This is a genomic window from Leisingera sp. ANG59 (assembly GCF_013317235.1).
In the GTDB taxonomy this organism is placed as follows: Bacteria; Pseudomonadota; Alphaproteobacteria; order Rhodobacterales; family Rhodobacteraceae; genus Leisingera.
Genome location: NZ_WLCM01000004.1, coordinates 319,899 through 339,849, shown reverse-complemented (window position 1 = coordinate 339,849; position 19,951 = coordinate 319,899). Strand labels below are relative to the sequence as shown.

Genomic DNA, 19,951 nt, shown 5'->3' with positions numbered 1-19,951 from the left:
CTGATGCAATCCCGCACCAGTGCGGCGCGGAAAGTGGCCTCGTATTTACCGCGCCCCCTTGAGCGAAAAGCCGCCAGCCGGGCACAATGGGGCAAAAATGAGGCAGAGCACCCCGGCCCACTCTACCGGGGGGCTTCAAATCCGGACGCAAGAGGCAAAAAACGCCCGCGCTGGTTTGAAGGGAATGAAAGACGTGTTTGCACGTATCACGGGCGCGGCGTTCCGCGGCTTACTGGTGGCCATGCTGTTTGCGATGCCGACGCTGATTCTGCCGGCGTCGGCCACCGAGTCACCGGAAATCATCCTGTTTATTGCACTATTGGGATGTGCCCTGGCCTTCAGCGAATATGCCTCCCATTTCCCCAGTTTCGTTGAATTCCGAAACGCTCCGCCAATCAACCGGATGCGCTTTGCGGCTGCCGGTGCCACCGTCGGCACGCTCAGCCTGCTGGCAGCACACCCGGTGGCGCCAACTGGGCTGACCGCTTTGGTGCATCAGCTGGGCAGCTGGCTCGGCGTGCATCTCGACTTTGCCTATTCACCGGTGCAGATGACGGTTCTGATGATGCCGCCGCAGATGCCGGAACCGGTTGTGCTGATGGCACGTGACGCAGCCGGGCTTGCCAGTGCTGTGGCCGCAACCACCATCGCCACCTTTGCGCTGGTCATCCGGATCGGCCACTGGCCGGTGGGCAACGGCGCCTTCAATGTCTGGGTCAACCTGCCACTGTTCGATCCCACAACCGGCGGCGATGTGGTGCAGCGCCTGCAACGCGACGGCCGCGTCAATATTGCCGGTGGAGCGCTTCTGCCCTTTGCATTGCCCGCCGCGGTCAAACTTGCCTCCGGCCTCGTGGATCCGGGCATTCTGGCATCACCGCATATGCTGATCTGGATGATCAGCGCCTGGGCGCTGGTCCCTGCTTCAATGATCATGCGCGGCATGGCGATGCTGCGCATCGCCGGGCTGATTGCGCTGAAACGGCGCGCTGCCAGCCTCGGCGCGGATGAGGACCTGCAAACCGCATGAGGCAGCTGGCGGCGGGTCTTCTCCTGATCCTTGCTACCGGGACAGGCTGGACAGATACCCTCCGCATTGCGACTTTCAACACCGAATTGTCGCGTGACGGTCCGGGCTTGCTGCTGCGAGACATCACCGGCGGCAGCGATTCGCAGGTCGCTGCGGTGGTGGAGGTGATCACCACCGTGCAGCCGGATGTGCTGGCACTGCAGGGGATCGACTGGGACTACGAAGGCCGGGCGCTGGCAGCATTGGCCGCGCTGCTGGCGGACAGGGGCCTGGACTACCCTTACCGTGTTGCGCTGCAACCCAATTCCGGCCTGCCCCCGCCTGCCCCGCTGGACCTGGACGGCAATGGTAAAACCGGCGAACCGCGCGACAATCAAGGGTACGGAAGGTTCCGTGGCCAGGGCGGCATTGCGCTGCTGTCCCGGCTGCCAGTAGATCATGACGGCATCCGCGACTTTTCTTCTCTGCTGTGGAAGGACCTGCCGGGTGCCCTGCTGCCGCAACACGCGAACGGCCGCCCCTTCCCCTCCGCCGAAGCGCAAGCCGTGCAGCGCCTGCCCGCAACAGCTCATTGGCTGGTCCCGCTGCTACTGGCGGATGGCAGCCGCCTGAAAGTGATGACTTTTCATTCCACTCCGCCGCTGTTTGACGGGCCGGAAGACCGCAATGGCAGACGCAACCACGATGAAGTCCGGCTGTGGCAACTGCTGCTGGACGGCGCTCTTGGGCCTGCACCCGAACCTCCCTTTGTGATTGCGGGCGATGCCAATCTCGATCCGGGGCACGGTGAGGGCCGCAAGGAAGCCATCGGGAGCCTCCTGGCGGACCCCCGCCTTCAGGATCCCCGCCCGCGGAGCCCCCAGCGCGGTACTGCCACCGTGGAGTGGCAAAGCGCCGGCCGTATGCGGGTGGACTATGTGCTGCCCTCTTCTGGGCTGACCGTCACCGGCAGCGGCGTGTTGTGGCCGGACAGCCATAACGCCCCGGCGGCAATCGCCAGCCGCCACCGCTTGGTCTGGGTGGATTTGCTTCTGGACTGACCTACCCGCCACAACTTCGTTGCGCGGGCTAATCCTCATCTTTCTCCTTTATTTCCAAGGGCTGTTATTGACCCTGCCCCGCTGTCCCGCTACGCCCTTGCCAGCTGTTTTTTGGAGGACCCCATGCCCAATCCATCGATTCTGATTCTGCCCGGTGACGGGATCGGCCCCGAAGTCATGACCGAGGTGCGCAAGATTATCACCTGGTTCGGCGACAAGCGCGGCCTGCAGTTCGATGTGAGCGAGGATCTGGTCGGCGGCGCCGCATATGACAAGCACGGCAAGCCGCTGGCGGATAAGACCATGGCCAAGGCGCAGGAGGTCGACGCGGTGTTGCTCGGCGCGGTCGGCGGCCCGGCCTATGACAACCTGGATTTCTCCGTGAAACCCGAACGCGGCCTGCTGCGCCTGCGTAAGGAGATGGACCTTTACTCCAACCTGCGCCCGGCGCAGTGCTTTGATGCACTGGCCGATTTCTCCTCGCTTAAGAAGGACATCGTCGCGGGCCTCGACATCATGATCGTGCGCGAGCTGACCTCCGGCGTCTACTTCGGCGAACCGCGCGGCATCTTCGAGGAAGGCAACGAGCGCGTCGGCATCAACACCCAGCGTTACACCGAAAGCGAGATCGAACGGGCCGCACGCTCCGCGTTCGAGCTGGCAATGCGCCGTAACAAGAAGGTCTGCTCGATGGAGAAGGCCAATGTGATGGAATCCGGCATCCTGTGGCGCGAGGTGGTGACCCGCGTGTCTGCTGATTACCCGGAGGTCGAGCTGTCCCACATGTACGCCGACAACGGTGCCATGCAGCTGGTCCGTGCGCCCAAGCAGTTCGATGTGATCCTGACCGACAACCTGTTCGGCGACATCCTGTCCGACTGCGCGGCAATGCTGACCGGTTCGCTTGGCATGCTGCCCTCCGCTTCGCTTGGCGCACCAATGGCCAACGGCCGACCCAAGGCGCTTTATGAGCCCGTGCACGGCTCTGCGCCGGACATCGCGGGCCAGGGCAAGGCGAACCCGATCGCCTGCATCCTGAGCTTTGCCATGGCGCTGCGCTACAGCTTCGATCAGGGTGCTGAGGCCGACCGCCTGGAAGCCGCGGTCGAGAAGGTGCTGGCCGACGGCGTGCGTACTGCGGACCTGCTGGCCAGCGAAGGCGTGGAGCCTGTCTCCACCAGCCAGATGGGCGATGCTGTTGTGGCTGCGCTGGATGCAAGTATCTGACTTTAAGCTATTAATCAGAAGTCAAGATAGCCCCGCCCGGCAAACTGAGCGGGGCTTTTTCGTGGCTGGCAGCACCGCGCCGGCAGACGCGAAAAAGATTTCCCGAAAACCGCATCTTTCTGTGAAATCGCCCTTGTCAAACCCCGCGCCCTGGGCTATTTCGCCCTCCACGGTCGGAGTGTAGCTCAGCCTGGTAGAGCACTGTCTTCGGGAGGCAGGGGTCGGAGGTTCGAATCCTCTCACTCCGACCAATAAAACAAGGCGCCTTCGGGCGCCTTTGTTGTTTCCGGGGCAGAATTATTTGGTTGCGGACGTCAAACAGGCCTGTCGGCGGGCCGGCGCTCAGGCCGCTTTCATCGCTGAGCGTTTCAGCTGTTTCCACAGCACATCCAGCGTCTGCTTGGTACTGCGCGGATCGCGGTATAGACGGATTTCAAGATCGGTGCCCAGCCGCTCGTCGACAATGGCGAACCGGCCGGAGGCGATTTCCTCGCGGCACAGGCTCAGCGGCAGCCAGCCCATGCCGAAGCCTTCCTGGATCATTGCCTTGACGCTGTTGGCCAGCGCGTTCTGGTTGACCACAAACACCTTCTGCCCGGGCAAAAGCTGGGTCAGGGCAAACTCCTGCACTGAGCGCAGCGCCGAGACAGCACCATAGGAAAGCAGCGGAACCGCATCCTTGCTGCCGAGTTTGAAGGCAAACTCGGCGCCGCCGTCCGGGCTGGTGCGGGACACCGGCACGTAACGGTCGGTCGAAAGCGTCAGATACTCGAAGTTGGCAACCTCCAAGGGCCCTAGGAAATCCATCGACGGGTGCCAGTAGGTCAGGATCACATCGCAATAGCCTTGCTGCAGCGCGCTGACGAACTGGTCGGCGGCCCAGGAGGTGGAATTGAGGTCAGTGTCGACCCCGCCCTCGCTGGCGAGCGGCGCAATCAAAGCCTTGTAGTGGGTCATGTAGAGCGACTGCGAGGCGGCAAAGCGGATCACATTTTCGCCCGCTGCGTCGATGGTCTGGCAGCGTTCGATGGTCTCCTCGTAGGTGCGCAGCATGATGCGCGACTGCGACAGGAACACTTCCCCCGCCGGCGTCAGTGTCAGCGGCAGCGTCTCGCGGTTGATCAGCCGCACGCCGATCTCATTCTCCAGCGCGCGAATCCGGCGCGAAAAGGCCGGCTGGCTGACATTGCGCTCCTCAGCCGCGCGCGAGAAATTCTTGCACGCGACCAAAGCCTCGAAATCCTTGAGCCAGATGATATCCAACTGGGCGTCCCGTTTTAACCGGCGGCCACCGCATCCAGCCTGTCTTCTTCGACGGCATGGCATGCAACCATGCTGCCGTCGGGCTGGTGAATGGCCTTGGGCTTTTCACTCTTGCATCGTGCGTCCGCAAAGGCGCAGCGGCTTTGGAACGGGCAGCCTGTGGGCAGGTTGATCGGCGTCGGGATCTCGCCCTTGAGGCGGATATGGTTCGGCCGGTCGTCCTTCAGCTGCGGCACCGCGGACAGCAAGGCCCGAGTATAGGGGTGTTTTGGGCTGGAGAACAATGTCGCGGTGTCCGCAACCTCGCAAACCGACCCGAGGTAAAGAACCGCAACCCGGGTGCCGAAGTGCTCCACCACGCTCAGATCGTGGGTGATGAACAGATAGGTGAGGCCGCGGCTTTCCTTGGCTTCCAGCATCAGGTTCAGCACCTGCGCCTGGATGGACACGTCCAGCGCGCTGATCGGCTCATCAGCAATGATGAACTCCGGATCCACCGTCAGGGCGCGGGCGATGGCAATCCGCTGGCGCTGGCCGCCGGAAAACTCATGAGGGTAGCGCTTGGCCCAGCTAGGATCGACGCCCACCGACAGCATCACCTCTGTCACCTTGTCGCGCACCTCCGCCGCCGAGGCGCTGGGATAGTGGTGGCGCACCGGCTCCTCCAGCGCCTGCCGGATGGTCATGCGCGGGTTGAGCGAGGCATAGGGGTTCTGGAAGATCATCTGGATCTTCTTGCGCAGCGGCTGCATAGCGCCGCGCGACAGGTTGTCGATGCGCTGGCCGCCATAATGGATCTCCCCCGCCGTCGGGGTCAGCAGGCCCGCCACCAACCGCGCTACGGTGGACTTGCCGCAGCCCGATTCGCCCACCACGCACAGAGCCTCGCCCTTGCGGGCCTCCAGCGAAATGTTGTTCACCGCATGGACCGATCGGCTTTCACGCACGACCCGGCCCTGTTTGAACTTCAGGGTCTCCAGAAAACCGTGATCGAGGTCGAACCGCTTCTCCAGGTTCTTGATCTCCAGCAGCGGGCGGTCTTTCTTTGCGTCACTCATGCCCGTGCCTCCTGACGGTCTTCATCGCTGTGCAGGCGCTGCACCTCGTGGCAGGCCACTGCGACCTCGCCGTATTGCACGATTTCCGGCACCCGGCTGCGGCACAGGTCGGTGGCGTACTTGCAGCGCGGGTTGAAGGCGCAGCCAGCGGGTATGCTGGCCAGGCCAGGCATATTGCCTGGGATCTGCTTCAGCCGCTGACCCGGCACCGTCTGCTGCGGCAGCGCGTTGATCAGGCCCTGGGTATAGGGGTGCTGCGGGTCGTTGATGATCTCGCGGGTGCGCCCGGCCTCGATAATGCGGCCGGCATACATCACCAGCGTGCGCTCGGTCATCTGGCTGACCACGCCCAGGTCGTGGGTGATCAGGATCAGCCCCACCTGGTTGGACTGGCACAGCTCCAGCATCAGTTCCATGATGTCGGCCTGAATGGTCACGTCCAGCGCGGTGGTCGGCTCATCCGCGATGATCAGCTGCGGGTCCAGCAAGAGCGCAATCGCAATGATGATCCGCTGGCGCATGCCGCCCGACAGCTCGTGCGGGTATTGCTCCAGACGCTCCTCCGGCGACGGGATATAGACCTCGCGCAGCTTGACGATAGCGATCTGGCGCGCTTCCTCGCGGCTCAGCTTGCGGTGCGCCATCAGCGTCTCGATCATCTGCTGGCCGATGGTCAGCACCGGGTTCAGCGTCACCATCGGATCCTGAAAGATCATCGCCATCCGGTTGCCGCGCAGGTTGCGCAGGCGCTTGTCGTTCATCTGAACGACATCCTCGCCCTCGAACAGGATCTTGCCGCTGTCGATGTAGCCGGGGCGGCTAAGCAGGTTCATCAGCGAGAAGCCGGTGATTGACTTGCCGGCGCCGCTTTCACCAACGATGCCCAGTCGCTCACCCTTGGCAAGGTCGAAGGAAATGCCGTTTAGGGCGGTGACCGTCTGGTCGCGCATTGCAAACTTGACGGTGAGGTCGCGAACGGAAAGAAGGCTCATCGCGTTACCCCTTGTAGAGTTTCGGGTTCAGGACGTCGCGCATCCAGTCGCCCAGCAGGTTGATGACAAGAACCAGCACCACCAGCACCACGCCGGGAATAGCGGTGATCCACCAGCTGCCGGAGAAGATGTAGTCGAAACCGGAAGAGATCAGCGAGCCCAGTGACGGCTGGCTCGGCGGCATGCCCAGGCCCAGGAAGCTGAGCGACGCCTCGGAGATGATCGCGTTGGCGACCTGCACGGTGGAGATCACAAAGATCGGCGACAGCGAGTTCGGCAGGATATGCCGCACCATGATCCGCATGGGGCCGAAACCCAGCACCCGGGCGCTGTCGACGTATTCCTTCTTTTTCTCGGCCAGCACGGTCGCACGGACGGTCCGGGCATATTGCGGCCATTCCGCCACCCCGATCACCGCGATCAGGAACACCACCGCATATTTGTTGAAGGTGTCGGTTCCGAACATCGCTTGCGTCACCGCCAGGAAGATGATCGCCACCATCAAAGTGGAGAACGACAGCTGGATGTCAGCAAGCCGCATTAGCAAGCTGTCGAGACGACCGCCGACATATCCCGCAATCAGGCCGATAGAGATGCCGAGGAACGCCTGCAGTGCCACAGCGCAAATGCCGATCAGCAGCGACAGGCGGGTCCCGTACAGGATGGTGGACCAAAGGTCGCGGCCCTGGTCGTCGGTGCCCAGCACAAACTCCGGCAGCGAACCGCTGACCCAGGCAGGCGGGTATTCCGAGTTCATGATGTCGATCTGCGCCGGATCATAGGGATCATAAGGCGCGATCACCGGCGCCAGGAAGGACGCGAGTGCAATCAGCAGGAACACGATCATGCTCAACACCGCCACCGGGTTGCGGCGGAAGCTGTACCCCATGTTGGAGTTCCAGATCTTGGACCAGCGCGAGGGCTCGGACTTCGGGTTCAGCGTTTCGGTGCTCATGCGCCCATCCTCGCAATATTCACGGTCGGGTTCACCAGGCCATAGATCAGGTCGACGATGGTGTTGGTGACCACAAAGATGAAGCCGACAACAATCAGGTAAGCCACGATCAGCGGGGTATCGACGCGGTTCACCGCCTCCAGGAACATGAAGCCCATGCCCGGCCACTGGAACACCGTTTCTGTCAGGATGGTGTAGGCGACCATGGTGCCGATCTGCACACCACCCACAGTGATCACCGGTAACAGCGTGTTCTTGAGCGCGTGCACAAAGTAGATGCGCCACGGGTTGATGCCCTTGGCCTTGGCGTATTTGACGTATTCGGACTGCAGCACTTCCATCATCTCGGCCCGGATCAGGCGGACAAACAACGGCAGCATGATGGAGGCCAGCGCGATCGAGGGCAGGATGATATGCATCCAGCCGTCAGCGGTGGCAAAATTGGTCTCCCAATAGCCCCAGACATGCACGGTGTCGCCGCGCCCGTAGGAGGGGAACCAGCCGTATTCGACGGAGAACACAAAGATCATCAGGATGGCGGTCAGGAACACCGGGATCGAGATGCCGACAATCGACAGGCCCATGATGATGCGGCTCAGGATGCTGTCCGGCTTGATCGCGGTATAGATACCCAGCGGCACCGAAAAGCCGACGATGATCAGCGTGGCGCCGAACACCAGCTCCAGCGTCGCGGGCAGCTTCTTCAGGATCACGTCCAGCGCCGGCTCCTTGAAGAAATAGGAGGTGCCCAGGTCGCCCTGCAGCGCATTGCCTGCAAACCGCAGATATTGCGTCACGAAGCTGTCGTTCAGCCCCATTTCGTCGCGCAGCTGCTGGCGTACTTCTTCCGAGACCGACTGCCCGACCAGCTCGCGCAGCGGGTCGCCCAGGTTGCCCTGGATGGCAAAGGCAATCAGCGAGATGACGAACATCACGGCAATCGCCTGAATGACTCGCTTTGCGAGATAGGCAAACATCGTCCTGACCTTTGTAGAGTTTAATGACAGCGCAGGCTTGTGCGTCCTGGCGGGGGCGCGGATCCTGCAGGTGCAGCCTTGGCGGCCGCTTGTTATTCAAAAGGTCCGGGCCGGCCGGGGGAGACCGGCCCGGGTTTTTCAGTGCTTAGCTGCCGGTCTCGACAACCAGGTCACCGAAGTAGGGGAAGTTCAGCGCGTTCACGATGTCCGCCGAGTTCATGCCGGACTTGGAACCCCATGCCAGGTTCTGCCAGTGCAGCGGGATAAAGGCCGCTTCATCATAGAGGATGCCTTCCAGCTTCTGCAGCATTTCCGCACGCTTGGCCGGATCGGTTTCCGCGTTGGCCTGATTCATCAGCGCGTCGGCTTCCTCGTTGCAGTAGTTGCCCGAGTTATACTGGCCGTTGCCGGTTGCTTCATCCGGGCAGGCGGTCAGGAACTGGTGGAAGTTGGCGGAATCTTCGGTGTCCGCATGCCAGCCGATCATCATCATGTCTGCTGCGCGCTCGTCGAAGGTCGGCCAATACTGCGCCTTGGGCATGGTCTGCAGGTCAACCTTGATGTTGATCTGCGCCAGCATCGAAGCCACCGCCTGGGCGATCTTGTCGTCGTTCACATAGCGGTTGTTCGGCGCCATCATGGTGATCGAGAAGCCGTCGGCATAGCCTGCCTCAGCCATCAGCGCCTTGGCTTTCTCCAGGTCGAAGCGCGGAGCCAGGGCTTCGTTGTAGCCAAGGTAGCCGGCCGGGCTGGCCTGTGCGCCCACGGTGCCGAAGCCGCGCATGATGCGGTCAACGATGCCTGCGTTGTTGACAGCATAGTCGATTGCCTGGCGGACACGGGCGTCCTTGAAGGCTTCGACGCGGTTCTGGTTCATCTGGAAGGTGATGATACGGGTGCCGGGCATGGTGATCAGGTCAACGCCCTCGGCCTCTTCCACGCGCTTCAGGTCGGTCGGCGGAACCGGCGCGATGAAGTCCACGTCGCCGGACAGCAGGGCCGCCACGCGGGTCGGGTCTTCCTTGATCGGGGTCAGAACGATCTTGTCGACATTGCCTGCATCAGCGTCCCAGTAGCCGTCGAAGCGGTCGAACACGACGCGCACGCCCTGCTCACGCTCGGAAACCACAAACGGGCCGGTGCCGGAAATGTTGCGCGAGGCAAAGCTATCGCCATGCTTGACGATCTCGGACTTGTCTTTGCCGTCCTCGGTGGTGCCGGTGTAGAACGCGCTGTCCATCGGGAAGATGTAGGTCGCGGTGTGCAGGACCAGCGGATAGGGCTCCGCGGTCTTGAGATCGAAGGTCATGTCGTCAACGACTTCGACATCGGTGAACGGTGCGAAGATCGCCTTGAAGTCGTCGCTTGCCTTCAGACGGTCAAAGGTCCAGTCGACATCCTTGGCAGTCAGCGCATTGCCGCTGTGGAAGGTGACGCCGCTGCGCAGCTTGAAGCGCATGGTGGTCTCGTCGATCTGTTCCCAGCTTTCGGCCAGGCGCGGTTCGAACTGCAGGTCCTTGGTCCAGCGCACCAGCGGGTCAAAGACCATGTGCGACAGCTGCAGCGTGCCGCCGGACAGCTGTTCATGCGGATCCAGCGAGACCGGGTCAGCGTCGTAGGCAACCCGCACGGTGGTTTCGGCATAGGCAACCGGTGCCATCGCCACCACCGCAGCAGCCGCCAGGCTTCTGACAAATTTCGTCATTAGGCATACTCCCCTGTGATTATGCCGCAAACGCTAGCCCGTGGCGCGCAAACTGTGAAATGCCGATATCGCATAGGGTATGCAGGTTGCACATCAGAGCCATGCACCCCTGGAATACCAATTTCAGATCAGAGCCTTACCCCTGCCGGCTTTATGTTCTAACTGCATCTGCCTGTGTCAATCCTGACCTCTCAGAGCGGTGCTATGCGCAATCCACAGATACCCGTCTGCCTCCTTGAAGGCCCACTTCCAGTCCCGATCTGCAGCGCCGACCGGGTACCGTTTGTTTGAAATTGATCGGTACGGCGCCGGGTCCAGCGCGACAACTTAACCCTCAAGGGTCCGGTGCAGTCTACAACCTCAAGCGACAAAGAGGCTCCGGCACACCGGCCTCTGCGATGCCCTGTTGAAAATGAACTCAGCAATAGCTGAGGTCCGACCTGTTCTGTCCGCCTGTGCCATTTATAAGCGCGTCGAAAGTAGCTGAACCGGAGAAGAGCCCCGTCAGAGCTCCTCCTCGGCCAGACTGCTGCGGATCCGCTCCGCAGCCAGGGCCGCGCGTTTTCCGGCCAGGCCGGAGCCCGCGAGGGCGTCCAGCGCAGGCAGTGCCGCTTCTGCGGCAGCACCGATACCGCCTAAGGCGTTGGCAGCGTCTTTGCGCACAAAAGCGGAGGGGCTGTCCAGCAGCTCTATCAGTTCCGGCACCGCGGGCGCTGCACCGGCGCCGAACAGGCCCAGTGCCCGTGCCGCCTGCCGCTGGGAGCTGGCGTCTGCCAGCGTCAGCCCGGCCCTGAGGCTGGCCACCGTTGTCCCCGGCGGCAGGACCGCAAGCCGCAACCCGTCCGACAGGCGCCGGTTCAAGTGCTGGCTATTGCCAATCCATCGCACGATGAAGAAGTGGCGCTCCACCGCCATCGGCAGGAGAGCCTCTTCCTTGCCTTTCTGCCAGCGCTCCACCATTGCCCTTGCCTGCCGCTGTTCTCCTTTCAGCGCCAGAACCGAGGCTGCTATTGGCATCAGTTCCCTGGCCTGCGGATTGAGCTCCAGCTCTGCCAGCAGCCTGTCTGCCGCCAAATCGTACTCCCCCTTCGCGAAGTGAGCTGCAGCTTGAAACAGGACGTAATGGCTGGGATGTTTGGGATCGAGCCGCATGGCTGCCTGGACAAAGGCCAGCCCCTCTTCCGGCTGGCCCGCCGCAATCAAAACCCAGGCCATGGCCAGATGCGCCTCCGGATCGCTAGGCTGGAGGGCAATGGCCCTGGCGGCCTCCTGGCGCGCTTCAAAAGTTCCCTGGCTGCTGCCCCGGGCACTGTCCCAATCATGCAGGTTCAAAAGCACCATCGCCCGGATAACGTGCTTGAGCGGCGTGTCGTGACGGACAACTTCCTGAAAATATTTGTAGAACAGGCAGATATGCATTTCACCGGCGCGTTCTGCAAAACCGCTCCAGTTATGGAAAATATGCGGACGCAGATGTGCCATTGCCAGAAAAGCCCAGGCGCGGCCATAGCCCGGATCCAGCGTCACCGCCTGTTCGAAATGCGGAATGGCGGCCAGATTGTCCTGTTCGTTGAACCGCGCATAGAGCTCCCAGCCCTGCTGAAACGCCTCGCGCGCGGCAATGGTGGCGGTGTCCACCTGCTCGATACCGGTGCGCTCTCCCTCATCCACCCGCAGTTCCAGCGCCTTGGCGATATCCGGTGCTATACGGTTCTGGACAGAAAAGAGTTCCTGCAGCGGGCCGTCAAACCGGTCAGCCCAAACCAGCCGGCCACTGGATGTATCCGTCAGCCGGATGTTGACCCGGAACGCCGTGGCAGTGCGGCGCAAGCTGCCGTCGACCACATACCTCACGCCCATTTCCTCGGCAAATTGCGCGGGGCTGATCTGCTGGTTCTGATAGGCGAAGGAGCTGTTTCCGGAGATCACGAACAGGCCAGAAATTCGAGACAGGTCAGTGATCAAGTCTTCGGAGAATCCATCCGCTAGCATTGCACTGCCGCTGTCGCCGGTGGCGTCGGCCAGCGGCAGCACCGCAACCGAGGGCAGATCCGGCAGCGGAAAGGCCATTCGCGCTGCGATTGCTTGATCCGGGTCTGACTGCCAGGGCGCGATCCAAAAAACCGCAGCGGCAGCTGCGAGACCGCCAATCCCCACAGCCAGCCCGGCGCGCGGGAACTGGGCACGCTTTTTCTGTTTTGCGGTATCTCCGAACTTGCCGATCCAGAAGACCTCCACCGGTTCCGGAATATTCCTGGCCATCTGCGGACCCATTGGGATGCAGTCGGCGGTAATGCTCTTACGCGCATAGCTGACAACTGCCTGCGAAGCCGTGATCCCGCCCGGCTCGTCCAGCGCCTCCAGCCGGGCAGCCACGTTGACGCCGTCGCCCAGGATGTCGCCGCCGTTGGAGATGACATCCCCGACGTTGAGGCCGATCCGCAGCAGGATGGCACGGTCCGCTGCCACACCGGCATTCCGGGTCTGCAACTGGTCCTGGATGCTGAGGGCGGCGCGCAGCGCATCAACGGCACTGCGGAATTCAATCAGGAAACTGTCGCCCGCGGTGTTCGCGATGCGGCCGCCGTGCTGTTCCGTGACCGGCTCGACCACTTCGCTTCGGATGGCGTGCAGAGCGGCTACCGTGCCTTATTCATCCGCAGCGGTCAGTCAGGAATAGCCCGCCACATCCGCAGCCATGATCGCTGCCAGGCGGCGATTTGAAGGGCTTTTCATAGGGTTGGAGTGTACCAGTTCGGTCCCTTCATGGGAACCGGCTTCAATACACCCCTAGCCCGCCAGCAGCCGCAAGCCTTGGGTCACGTCGGAGCGTACCGCCAGGCGCAGGCCGGGCTCATCCCCCGCCTTGAGCGCGGCGATGATCAGGCGGTGGTTCTGCGGCGGATCGGTGCGGCGCAACCGGCCATAGAGCGCCCGCATGGTGGGACCAAGCTGCAACCATACGGTTTCCGCCATCGCCAGCATGGCCGGCGCCTGAGCGCGCAGGTAGAGAGTGCGATGAAATTCCAAGTTGGTGCGGATATAGCCCACTGCATCGCGCTTGGAGACCATCTCAGCGACGTTGGAATTGATCGTCTGCAGCCGGTCGATCAGCGCCATGTGGGCGCGTGGCAGGGCGCGACTGGCCAGTTCCACCTCCAACAGCGCGCGCAGGGCGGCCAGTTCCTCGATCCGCTCGTTTGTCAGTTCCGGCGTGGTCACCCGGCCCGAGGAGGACAGGAACAGCGCGCCCTCGGCGGCCAGGCGGCGCACCGCCTCGCGCGCAGGCGTCATCGAGACGCCGAATTCGCCGCCGATACCGCGCAGGGTCAGGGCGGCGCCGGGGGTGATCTCGCCGTGCATGATGCGGGTGCGCAGCGCCCGGTAGACGCGGTCATGGGCCGGAGCGGAGGCGGTTTCCTGGGCGGGGCGAACGGGCTGGTTCATCCGGTCATGTGATCACAAATCCCGCCGCGGTCAACCGCGCATTTGCGCGCGCTCTCAAGGCCGGCCCGCCAGACCTGCCAGGCTGAGGCCGGTGCGCAAGGCCCGCCGCGGCGCTGCTGCGGAATAGGGAAAGGCCGCCGCCGCCTGATCCAGCGTCAGCGGCGCGCCCTTGAGTCGGGCGCAGGCGGCGGCGGCCTCGTCAAAACTGCCCAATGCGGCCAGGCTGGCGCAGTGCAGCACCCAGGCCAGCTGTGCTGCGGGCTCCAGCGCCAGCGCCTCAGCCGCGGCTGCGGCGGCCTCTGCATCCTGCCCCGCCGCGAGGTGGATGGCGGACTGCACCGTCAGCACCATCGGCTGCGGCAGCGGGTCGAGCCGGCTGACATGATCCAGCACGTTTTGTGCGCCGCCCGCCTGCCCTGCCAGATGCAGCAGCCAGGCACGCAGAAGCTGCCCCTGGGCATCGTTGGGGTAGGCCTCTGCCAATTGTTCGGCCAATTGCAGCGCCGCATCGGACCTGCCCGCAAACTGCGCCGCCAGCGCCCGCAACTGCAGGACGGCAGACTGCGGCGGCAGACCAGCCGCGATCTCCGCCGCTTCCGCCGCGCGCTGCGGCAGGTCAGCCGCCGGGCCGGTCAGAAGGTCCAGATGCCAAAGCGCCGCCAGCGCCTGCGCCTCCGGCCAGTCCGGCGCCATCCGCAGCGCCCGGCGCAGGGCCAGCTCCGCACCTTCGCGGTTGCCGTGCTGCCTCAGGCTGCGGGCGGTGAACAGCTGCAGCAAAGCGCCATCGGGCACGTCAGGAAGATCCAGCTCCGGCAGCGGCCTGCCGAAATAGCGGATGATGCTTGCGGCAAGCTGCTGAGCAAGGGGCGCAGCGGCCTCCTGAGGCCGCGGCGGCAGGATGCTGAGCGGCTTTGCCCCGGCCTCGCCGCCGCTGCCTGCAGCCGCCTGGAGGATTTCCAGGCGCACCCCGTCGAGCAGGGTGCCGGGCAGATGGCCCGCGACCACGAAATCCGCCCCCAGGAGCGCCGCGGCCTCGCCCGGCAGCAAGCCCGCGGCGGCGCGGCTGCTGCCGGGCGCAACGATGCGGACATCGCTGGCGGCGGCAAGGCTTCGGGTCACGTCCTGCGACAGCATCCGCGCGGTCTCCGGCTGCAGCGCATCTGCGGTGAACGGCAGCACCGCGATCACCGGGCTGCCCTCAAACGCCGAGGCGGCGGGCCGGCCTGCCGCCGGGGCTGCGGCGCTGCCCTGCCGGGCCGCCTGCTGCCAGCCCCAGATCCCGGCCGCGGCGGCGGCCGCACCCAGGCAGCCCGCCAGCAGCAGCATCGCAGGCCGCATTCCCCGGCGCGGTGCAGGTTCCGGCAGTTTCGGCGGCTGGGTGCTGCGGCGCAGGGAGGGCAGCGAGGTCAGCTCCTCGCCCAGAAAATAGACCTGCACTGGGTCGGGAAGGTTCTTGACCTCATGCCGGCCGAAATCCTCGAAATCATAGGGAATGCGGTTGCGGACCTGGTCATAAGCCGCCGCCGACAGCGCCACGCCGCCGGGGCGCGCCAGGCTCTCCAGCCGGGCGGCGATGTTCACCTCGTCGCCGAAGACATCGCCCTGGGCAATCAGCACCTCGCCCAGATTGATGCCGATCCGCAGCGGCAGGTGGCGGGTCCGCGCCGCATCCGCCTGGATGTGCGCCGCCGCCTCCACTGCCGAGATCACGCTGGGAAACAGCGCCAGCACCCCGTCGCCCATCAGCTTGACGATGCGGCCGCCATGGCTGCGGATGGCCGGCGCGATCAGGGTCTGCTGCTGCGCCAGCACCTGGTTCAGGGTGCCGGCCTCGTCCTCGGCCATCATCCGGCTGAAGCCGGAGACATCCAGCATGAAGATGGCGGCAAGGCGTCTTTGCGGCTTGTCTGACACGGGGCGGCCTCTGAACCGGGGAACTGGCAACTGCAACTGGAGCCAGCTTAGCCCGCGCGCCCGCCGGCTCAAAGTCCTGATTTCATTCGCCGAAACGGTAGCGGTGCAAGCTGGCGCCGTTTTCGCGCAGCCAGGCGCGCTGGTCCTGCCAGCGGCCGTGGATGTGCTCCACCGTGTCCCAGAACGCCTGCGAGTGGTTCATTTCCTGCAGATGCGCCACCTCATGGGCGGCGACGTAGCGCAGCACCGCAGGCGGCGCCAGGATCAGCCGCCAGGAATACATCAGCCCGCCGTCCGCGGTGCAGGAACCCCAGCGCGAGCGGGTGTCGCGCAGGGTCAGGCGGCTGTAGCCTTTACCCAACCGGGCGGCGTAGAAATCAGAGGCCTCCGCCAGCCGGTTGCGCGCCAGTTCCCGCAGATACCGCTGCAGCGGCCGTCCCGGTGCAGGCCCCGGCACCGCAACGCGGCCGGCCTCCAGCTGGATGCGCCGCCCCGGGGCCGGCGCGATCACCCGGTCCTGGCCGTCAATCGGCAGCACCGCGCCAAAGACGGCCTCGACGGCATCCGGGTGCTTTTCCAGATTGGCCCGGATCCAGTCCGCCTTCTCCTCGGCAAAGGCCAGCGCGGTGCGCTCCGGCAGCCCCTTGGGCAGGGTCAGCGTCACCCGCCCGTCCAGCGAAGAGATCCGCAGGCTGATCCGCCGCGCGCGGCCCGAGCGGCGCAGCGTCAGCGGCACTGGCGGGTTCCCGGGCAGGAGATGTTCGGCCATGCATGCGCCCCTTTCCAGGCTTTGGCTTTGACAGTGCCCCCCTCATATGGCAAGGCACCGGAATCGTCGATACGACTCACCAGTAAATCAAGGGGATCCACATGCCCAAGGAAGAATGGGGTGTAAAGCGCGTCTGCCCCACCACTGGCAAGCGCTTTTATGACCTGAACAAGGACCCGATCGTCAGCCCCTACACGGGCGAGGTCGTCGAGCTGGATACCGGCAAGACCCGGATGATCGAAGCAGATGCCGAAGACGCGGCCACCCTGAAAGCCAAAGAGAACCTGGACGCGGATGACGTGGTCCTGGAAGATGACGAGGACGTCGATGTCGATCTGGGCGATGATGTCCTGGACGATGACGATGATGATGACAACGTTTCGCTCGACGACATCGCCGACATGTCGTCGCCGGACGACGATTCCTGAGGCCGTTCAAGCGGTTCGGGGGCGCGTTCCGCCGTCCCCGGACCGTCCGCCCTGGCCGGCGGTAAAAAATTTCGGACCCGGTGCATTTTTCCGCTTGCAGCCCGCGCCGCCGTCCCGTAAACGACGCTCACACCGCAAGACGGACCGCACCGGAAACGGAACGGACACTGAAAGCGGACAGGTTTGGGGCCTTAGCTCAGCTGGGAGAGCGCCTGCATGGCATGCAGGAGGTCAGCGGTTCGATCCCGCTAGGCTCCACCAAATCTTCAAAAATTAGTGAAGCAACAGCAGTACCGGGCAATGTTTTGGAGCCTCTTTTCTTTCGATCAACAGCTGCGCCCAACTGCACTTTAGCGTGCCAGCCGCCGCGCTGGCGGCCGGTTTAATATTTGGGTCAGGCCTGCAGCCGCCAAGACCCCTCCTCAGGCCGCTCTGCGCCTTCCCAAGCCTGTTCTGGTGCGATTGCATTGGTGCGAAATGCGCCCAGCGCGCCTGCCATGGCCTGAGCTTCCTTGGACAGCCCGTGACTGGAGGAGGTCACCTCCTCGAATAGGCCCGCGTTCCGGGTGGTGGCATCGTCCAGGTTCGCCATAGCCGAGTTGATCTCCTGCAGGCTGCCGGACTGTTCGGACGATGCCTGCGAAATAGCCTTCATCAGGTCGGCGGCACTAGCAACGGATTCGGAGATTTCACCGATAGCTGCACGGGTCTGCTCGACAAGGTCAGCACCCAGTTCAACATTCTGGCCCGCCTCATCGACCAGGGCTGCAATCTCGGTTGCTGCTTCCTTGGAACGATGCGCCAGCGTTCGAACTTCGGAAGCCACCACTGCAAAGCCCTTGCCAACAGTTCCCGCCCGGGCAGCTTCGACCCCGGCGTTCAAAGCCAGAAGGTTCGTTTGCTGTGCAATCGCTTCAATCATGCCGATGATACGAGAGATTTTCTCAGAACTTTCCTTGATCGCCTCCATGGCACCATATGTGCGCTTCACGACCTCAATGCTGTCAGTTGCGTTGCGGCGCGCAGCTTCGACTGAGGAGGAAGCCTCACCTGAGGCTTGGGCGGTACCGGCAATCGACACCGACAGCTGGTTCACCGCAGCCGCGGTGCCAGCCAGGGTTTGCGCGGTCCGTTCGGAGCGTTCCGACAGGTCGCGGGAAGCGGCGGAGATTTCGCTGCTGACGCCGGCAATGGACTGACCGTTGGCACTGAGACTGCGGACCGAGGCTTCGAGCTTTTCAAGCGCAGAATTGAAATCGTCGCGAAGCTTTGCATACCCCTCGCCCATCTCCTCGCGAATGCGGAAGGTCAGATCGCCCTGCGACAGCCGCTCCAGACCGTCACCGATGGCAGTCACTGCGGCAGTCTGCTCCGCCAGCCTGGCATTGCGCTCCTCATTGGCGGCGGCCTCGACCTCAGCCTTTTCCACCAGTCCGTCACGGAACACGGCAAGGGCCGTTGCAATGCGGCGGATTTCATCGCTGGAGCGCTCATAGCCCTGCACCGGACGCAGATTGCCCGCAGCCAGGCGTTCAGTTGTGCCGCTGATGTCCGCCAACGGCCGTAAAATCAGGATCCGGGTCAGGATCAAGGCTGCCACAAACACCCCGGCAGCGACCGCTGCGAGAATTTGCAGCTGCCGCTGTGCCGCCTTCACATCGGCGGCCAACCCGTTTGCAATCGAGGCGATTTCCTGCTGGCTTCCGTTGCCAAGCGCGGTTGCGCGGCGGGCAAATTGCAGAACCGCCTCCACCGTGGCCTCGGACGCTCTGGCAGCTTCGGCTGCCGCCTCCAGCGACGCGACCTTGAATCCCGGCAGGCCCTGGGCAGGATCAGCCAGAGCAATCATGCCCTCCAGCTCTTGCGCAAAAACTCCATCGCCGAACCCGGTGTAACCCTGCAGTGCAGCCGCAGCTTCCTGCAGAGGTGCCGCTGCGGCATTGGCCGCCTCGATACTCTGAGCCGCCGCCATATCCAGCGCGGCAACCTGGAAGGCGCTGATCCATCCATTGATTTCCAGAAGCCGCAAGAGCACATCGACCTGATTGTCCAGCAGGCCCTGAATGGCGGTTCTGTTGTCGGCACTGGCCTGCGTAGCAGCCACGGACAAAGTAAACACCATACGCTCCATCGCCTGTGTCAACGGACGAACACTGGCGTTGCGGGCGCTCAGCACCTGCTTGCGGCCTTCCTTCAGCTCTTTGCGGCTGGCTGTCAGGGTATAGCGGAACAGATCAACAGCTTCGGTCACTTTCTTGGCGCGGAATGCATCAAGCCCCAGCTCCTCAAGTCGGCCAAGCACTGGTTCAAGACGTTTCAGAGCATCAGTTGCCATTTTCTTGAGCGCGCGTTTGGTCGGCACATCGCGGACATGCCCCAAAGCCAGCGCCGCACCGGACAGAATACTGATATCAGCGCGCGCCTCCAGCAGTGTCTGCAGGCTTCCGAACTGCTGATCCACCAAATTATTCAGAACCTCATCGACCTGAATGATTGTCTCCTCACCACCGTCCATAAGGCTATCACGCGCCCCTGCAGCCACCTGCACGAGCTTTTCCTGAACCGCCTGACTGAGGGTTTGCAAATCCGCGGTCTGAGTGTCGATCCAGGCCTGATTCCGGAATGCCGCCTGCCGAGAGGCAATCAGGTTGTTCAACCGGTCCGAGGCCTCCGCCGCCTCAGGTGCGAACTGCACCCGCTCCGCTGCCGGAAGTTCTGAAACACTTCCCTCAAGCATCAATACCGCTGCCGCAGAAGCCTCCTGCGCCGCGGACAGCTCCTCAGCCGAGCCCGCCTGCAGGACGCCAATCATCGCATTTTTGGCCTGGCTTGCGGCATTAACCATATGGCTGCTGAGCTCCAGTTGCGGCACCTTCTCGCCAGTCAGAACCTCCATCTGGCGGCCTGTCTGGGCGAACACCAAGGTGACAAGAATGCCTCCGACCGCGGCGGTCCCGCCCATCGCCATCAGGATAAGCGTGATCTTGGCACCAATGCTTGAAAACGGCCGGAACCTGCGTTTCGCCAAGAGGTCTTTCTTCGAACTCATTCTATCACCCAAGTCTTCCGCCCGTATTCCGCGCCCCGGGCAATTCATGCGGCACGGGCCCAGCCGGTGGGCAGGAGACCCGCATATCCTCTACAGA

Annotated in this window: 15 protein-coding genes and 2 tRNA genes; 6 read left to right on the top strand and 11 right to left on the bottom strand. The window is 63.4% G+C overall.

Annotation, left to right across the window (positions count from 1 at the left end):
* The first annotated feature begins 193 nt into the window (after positions 1-193).
* The 4 genes from GKC28_RS05925 (at position 194) to GKC28_RS05910 (ending at position 3,548) form a co-directional block, all read left to right on the top strand.
* Positions 194-1,030: a hypothetical protein gene (locus tag GKC28_RS05925; RefSeq protein WP_174145923.1), complete on the top strand. Its 837-nt coding sequence runs from the start codon at positions 194-196 to the stop codon at positions 1,028-1,030.
* A complete protein-coding gene (locus GKC28_RS05920; RefSeq protein WP_174145921.1) occupies positions 1,027-2,070 on the top strand; it encodes an endonuclease/exonuclease/phosphatase family protein in 1,044 nt (347 codons plus the stop codon). Before GKC28_RS05925 ends, GKC28_RS05920 begins: the two co-directional genes overlap by 4 nt.
* Positions 2,071-2,193: 123 nt before the next feature.
* Positions 2,194-3,297 (top strand): 3-isopropylmalate dehydrogenase, encoded by a 1,104-nt coding sequence (gene leuB / locus GKC28_RS05915; protein ID WP_174145919.1) that lies wholly within the window; start codon positions 2,194-2,196, stop codon positions 3,295-3,297.
* A 174-nt stretch (positions 3,298-3,471) separates the two neighbouring features.
* Positions 3,472-3,548: transfer RNA gene (locus GKC28_RS05910), tRNA-Pro, on the top strand.
* Between the two features lie 91 nt (positions 3,549-3,639).
* Here GKC28_RS05910 and GKC28_RS05905 read toward each other — a convergent pair.
* The 10 genes from GKC28_RS05905 to GKC28_RS05860 all read right to left on the bottom strand — a co-directional run bounded on the left by GKC28_RS05905 (position 3,640) and on the right by GKC28_RS05860 (position 16,377).
* Positions 3,640-4,560, bottom strand: a complete 921-nt coding sequence (locus tag GKC28_RS05905) for a LysR family transcriptional regulator (RefSeq protein WP_174145917.1) — start codon at positions 4,558-4,560, stop codon at positions 3,640-3,642.
* A 14-nt stretch (positions 4,561-4,574) separates the two neighbouring features.
* On the bottom strand, positions 4,575-5,618 hold the full coding sequence (locus tag GKC28_RS05900) for an ABC transporter ATP-binding protein (RefSeq protein ID WP_174145915.1): 1,044 nt from the start codon (positions 5,616-5,618) through the stop codon (positions 4,575-4,577).
* Positions 5,615-6,610, bottom strand: coding sequence for an ABC transporter ATP-binding protein (locus GKC28_RS05895; RefSeq protein WP_174145913.1), 996 nt, complete (start codon positions 6,608-6,610; stop codon positions 5,615-5,617). The genes GKC28_RS05900 and GKC28_RS05895 overlap by 4 nt, the downstream gene beginning before the upstream one ends.
* Before the next feature lie 4 nt (positions 6,611-6,614).
* Positions 6,615-7,565: an ABC transporter permease gene (locus GKC28_RS05890; RefSeq protein ID WP_174145911.1), complete on the bottom strand. Its 951-nt coding sequence runs from the start codon at positions 7,563-7,565 to the stop codon at positions 6,615-6,617.
* On the bottom strand, positions 7,562-8,542 hold the full coding sequence (locus tag GKC28_RS05885; protein ID WP_174145909.1) for an ABC transporter permease: 981 nt from the start codon (positions 8,540-8,542) through the stop codon (positions 7,562-7,564). Before GKC28_RS05885 ends, GKC28_RS05890 begins: the two co-directional genes overlap by 4 nt.
* Positions 8,543-8,687: 145 nt before the next feature.
* Positions 8,688-10,247, bottom strand: coding sequence for an ABC transporter substrate-binding protein (locus tag GKC28_RS05880; RefSeq protein WP_174145907.1), 1,560 nt, complete (start codon positions 10,245-10,247; stop codon positions 8,688-8,690).
* 504 nt (positions 10,248-10,751) lie between these two features.
* A complete protein-coding gene (locus tag GKC28_RS05875; RefSeq protein ID WP_368041094.1) occupies positions 10,752-12,860 on the bottom strand; it encodes an adenylate/guanylate cyclase domain-containing protein in 2,109 nt (702 codons plus the stop codon).
* Between the two features lie 177 nt (positions 12,861-13,037).
* Positions 13,038-13,694: a GntR family transcriptional regulator gene (locus tag GKC28_RS05870; protein ID WP_174145905.1), complete on the bottom strand. Its 657-nt coding sequence runs from the start codon at positions 13,692-13,694 to the stop codon at positions 13,038-13,040.
* Between the two features lie 54 nt (positions 13,695-13,748).
* Positions 13,749-15,608 carry an adenylate/guanylate cyclase domain-containing protein gene (locus tag GKC28_RS05865; RefSeq protein WP_174145903.1) on the bottom strand — a complete coding sequence of 620 codons (1,860 nt, stop codon included), beginning with the start codon at positions 15,606-15,608 and terminating at the stop codon, positions 13,749-13,751.
* An 82-nt stretch (positions 15,609-15,690) separates the two neighbouring features.
* The gene (locus GKC28_RS05860; protein ID WP_174145902.1) at positions 15,691-16,377 is read right to left on the bottom strand and encodes a M48 family metallopeptidase; all 687 of its coding nucleotides are present in this window, start codon (positions 16,375-16,377) and stop codon (positions 15,691-15,693) included.
* 101 nt (positions 16,378-16,478) lie between these two features.
* Here GKC28_RS05860 and GKC28_RS05855 point away from each other — a divergent pair, with 101 nt between their 5' ends.
* Both GKC28_RS05855 and GKC28_RS05850 read left to right on the top strand, forming a co-directional pair.
* Positions 16,479-16,805, top strand: coding sequence for a TIGR02300 family protein (locus GKC28_RS05855; protein ID WP_174145900.1), 327 nt, complete (start codon positions 16,479-16,481; stop codon positions 16,803-16,805).
* Positions 16,806-16,990: 185 nt separating this feature from the next.
* A tRNA-Ala gene (locus tag GKC28_RS05850) sits at positions 16,991-17,066 on the top strand.
* Between the two features lie 133 nt (positions 17,067-17,199).
* Here GKC28_RS05850 and GKC28_RS05845 read toward each other — a convergent pair.
* Complete coding sequence (locus tag GKC28_RS05845) at positions 17,200-19,854, bottom strand: methyl-accepting chemotaxis protein (RefSeq protein WP_174145898.1); 2,655 nt, start codon at positions 19,852-19,854, stop codon at positions 17,200-17,202.
* Positions 19,855-19,951 lie beyond the last annotated feature (97 nt).

What these genes read in the sequence shown, in the direction of transcription:
- GKC28_RS05885 (WP_174145909.1), bottom strand. Translation starts at nt 8,542, where the DNA reads ATGTTTGCCTATCTCGCAAAGCGAGTCATTCAGGCGATTGCCGTGATG.
- GKC28_RS05845 (WP_174145898.1), bottom strand. Translation starts at nt 19,854, where the DNA reads ATGAGTTCGAAGAAAGACCTCTTGGCGAAACGCAGGTTCCGGCCGTTT.
- GKC28_RS05900 (WP_174145915.1), bottom strand. Translation starts at nt 5,618, where the DNA reads ATGAGTGACGCAAAGAAAGACCGCCCGCTGCTGGAGATCAAGAACCTG.
- GKC28_RS05920 (WP_174145921.1), top strand. Translation starts at nt 1,027, where the DNA reads ATGAGGCAGCTGGCGGCGGGTCTTCTCCTGATCCTTGCTACCGGGACA.
- GKC28_RS05880 (WP_174145907.1), bottom strand. Translation starts at nt 10,247, where the DNA reads ATGACGAAATTTGTCAGAAGCCTGGCGGCTGCTGCGGTGGTGGCGATG.
- GKC28_RS05890 (WP_174145911.1), bottom strand. Translation starts at nt 7,565, where the DNA reads ATGAGCACCGAAACGCTGAACCCGAAGTCCGAGCCCTCGCGCTGGTCC.
- GKC28_RS05855 (WP_174145900.1), top strand. Translation starts at nt 16,479, where the DNA reads ATGCCCAAGGAAGAATGGGGTGTAAAGCGCGTCTGCCCCACCACTGGC.
- leuB (WP_174145919.1), top strand. Translation starts at nt 2,194, where the DNA reads ATGCCCAATCCATCGATTCTGATTCTGCCCGGTGACGGGATCGGCCCC.
- GKC28_RS05870 (WP_174145905.1), bottom strand. Translation starts at nt 13,694, where the DNA reads ATGAACCAGCCCGTTCGCCCCGCCCAGGAAACCGCCTCCGCTCCGGCC.
- GKC28_RS05860 (WP_174145902.1), bottom strand. Translation starts at nt 16,377, where the DNA reads ATGGCCGAACATCTCCTGCCCGGGAACCCGCCAGTGCCGCTGACGCTG.
- GKC28_RS05895 (WP_174145913.1), bottom strand. Translation starts at nt 6,610, where the DNA reads ATGAGCCTTCTTTCCGTTCGCGACCTCACCGTCAAGTTTGCAATGCGC.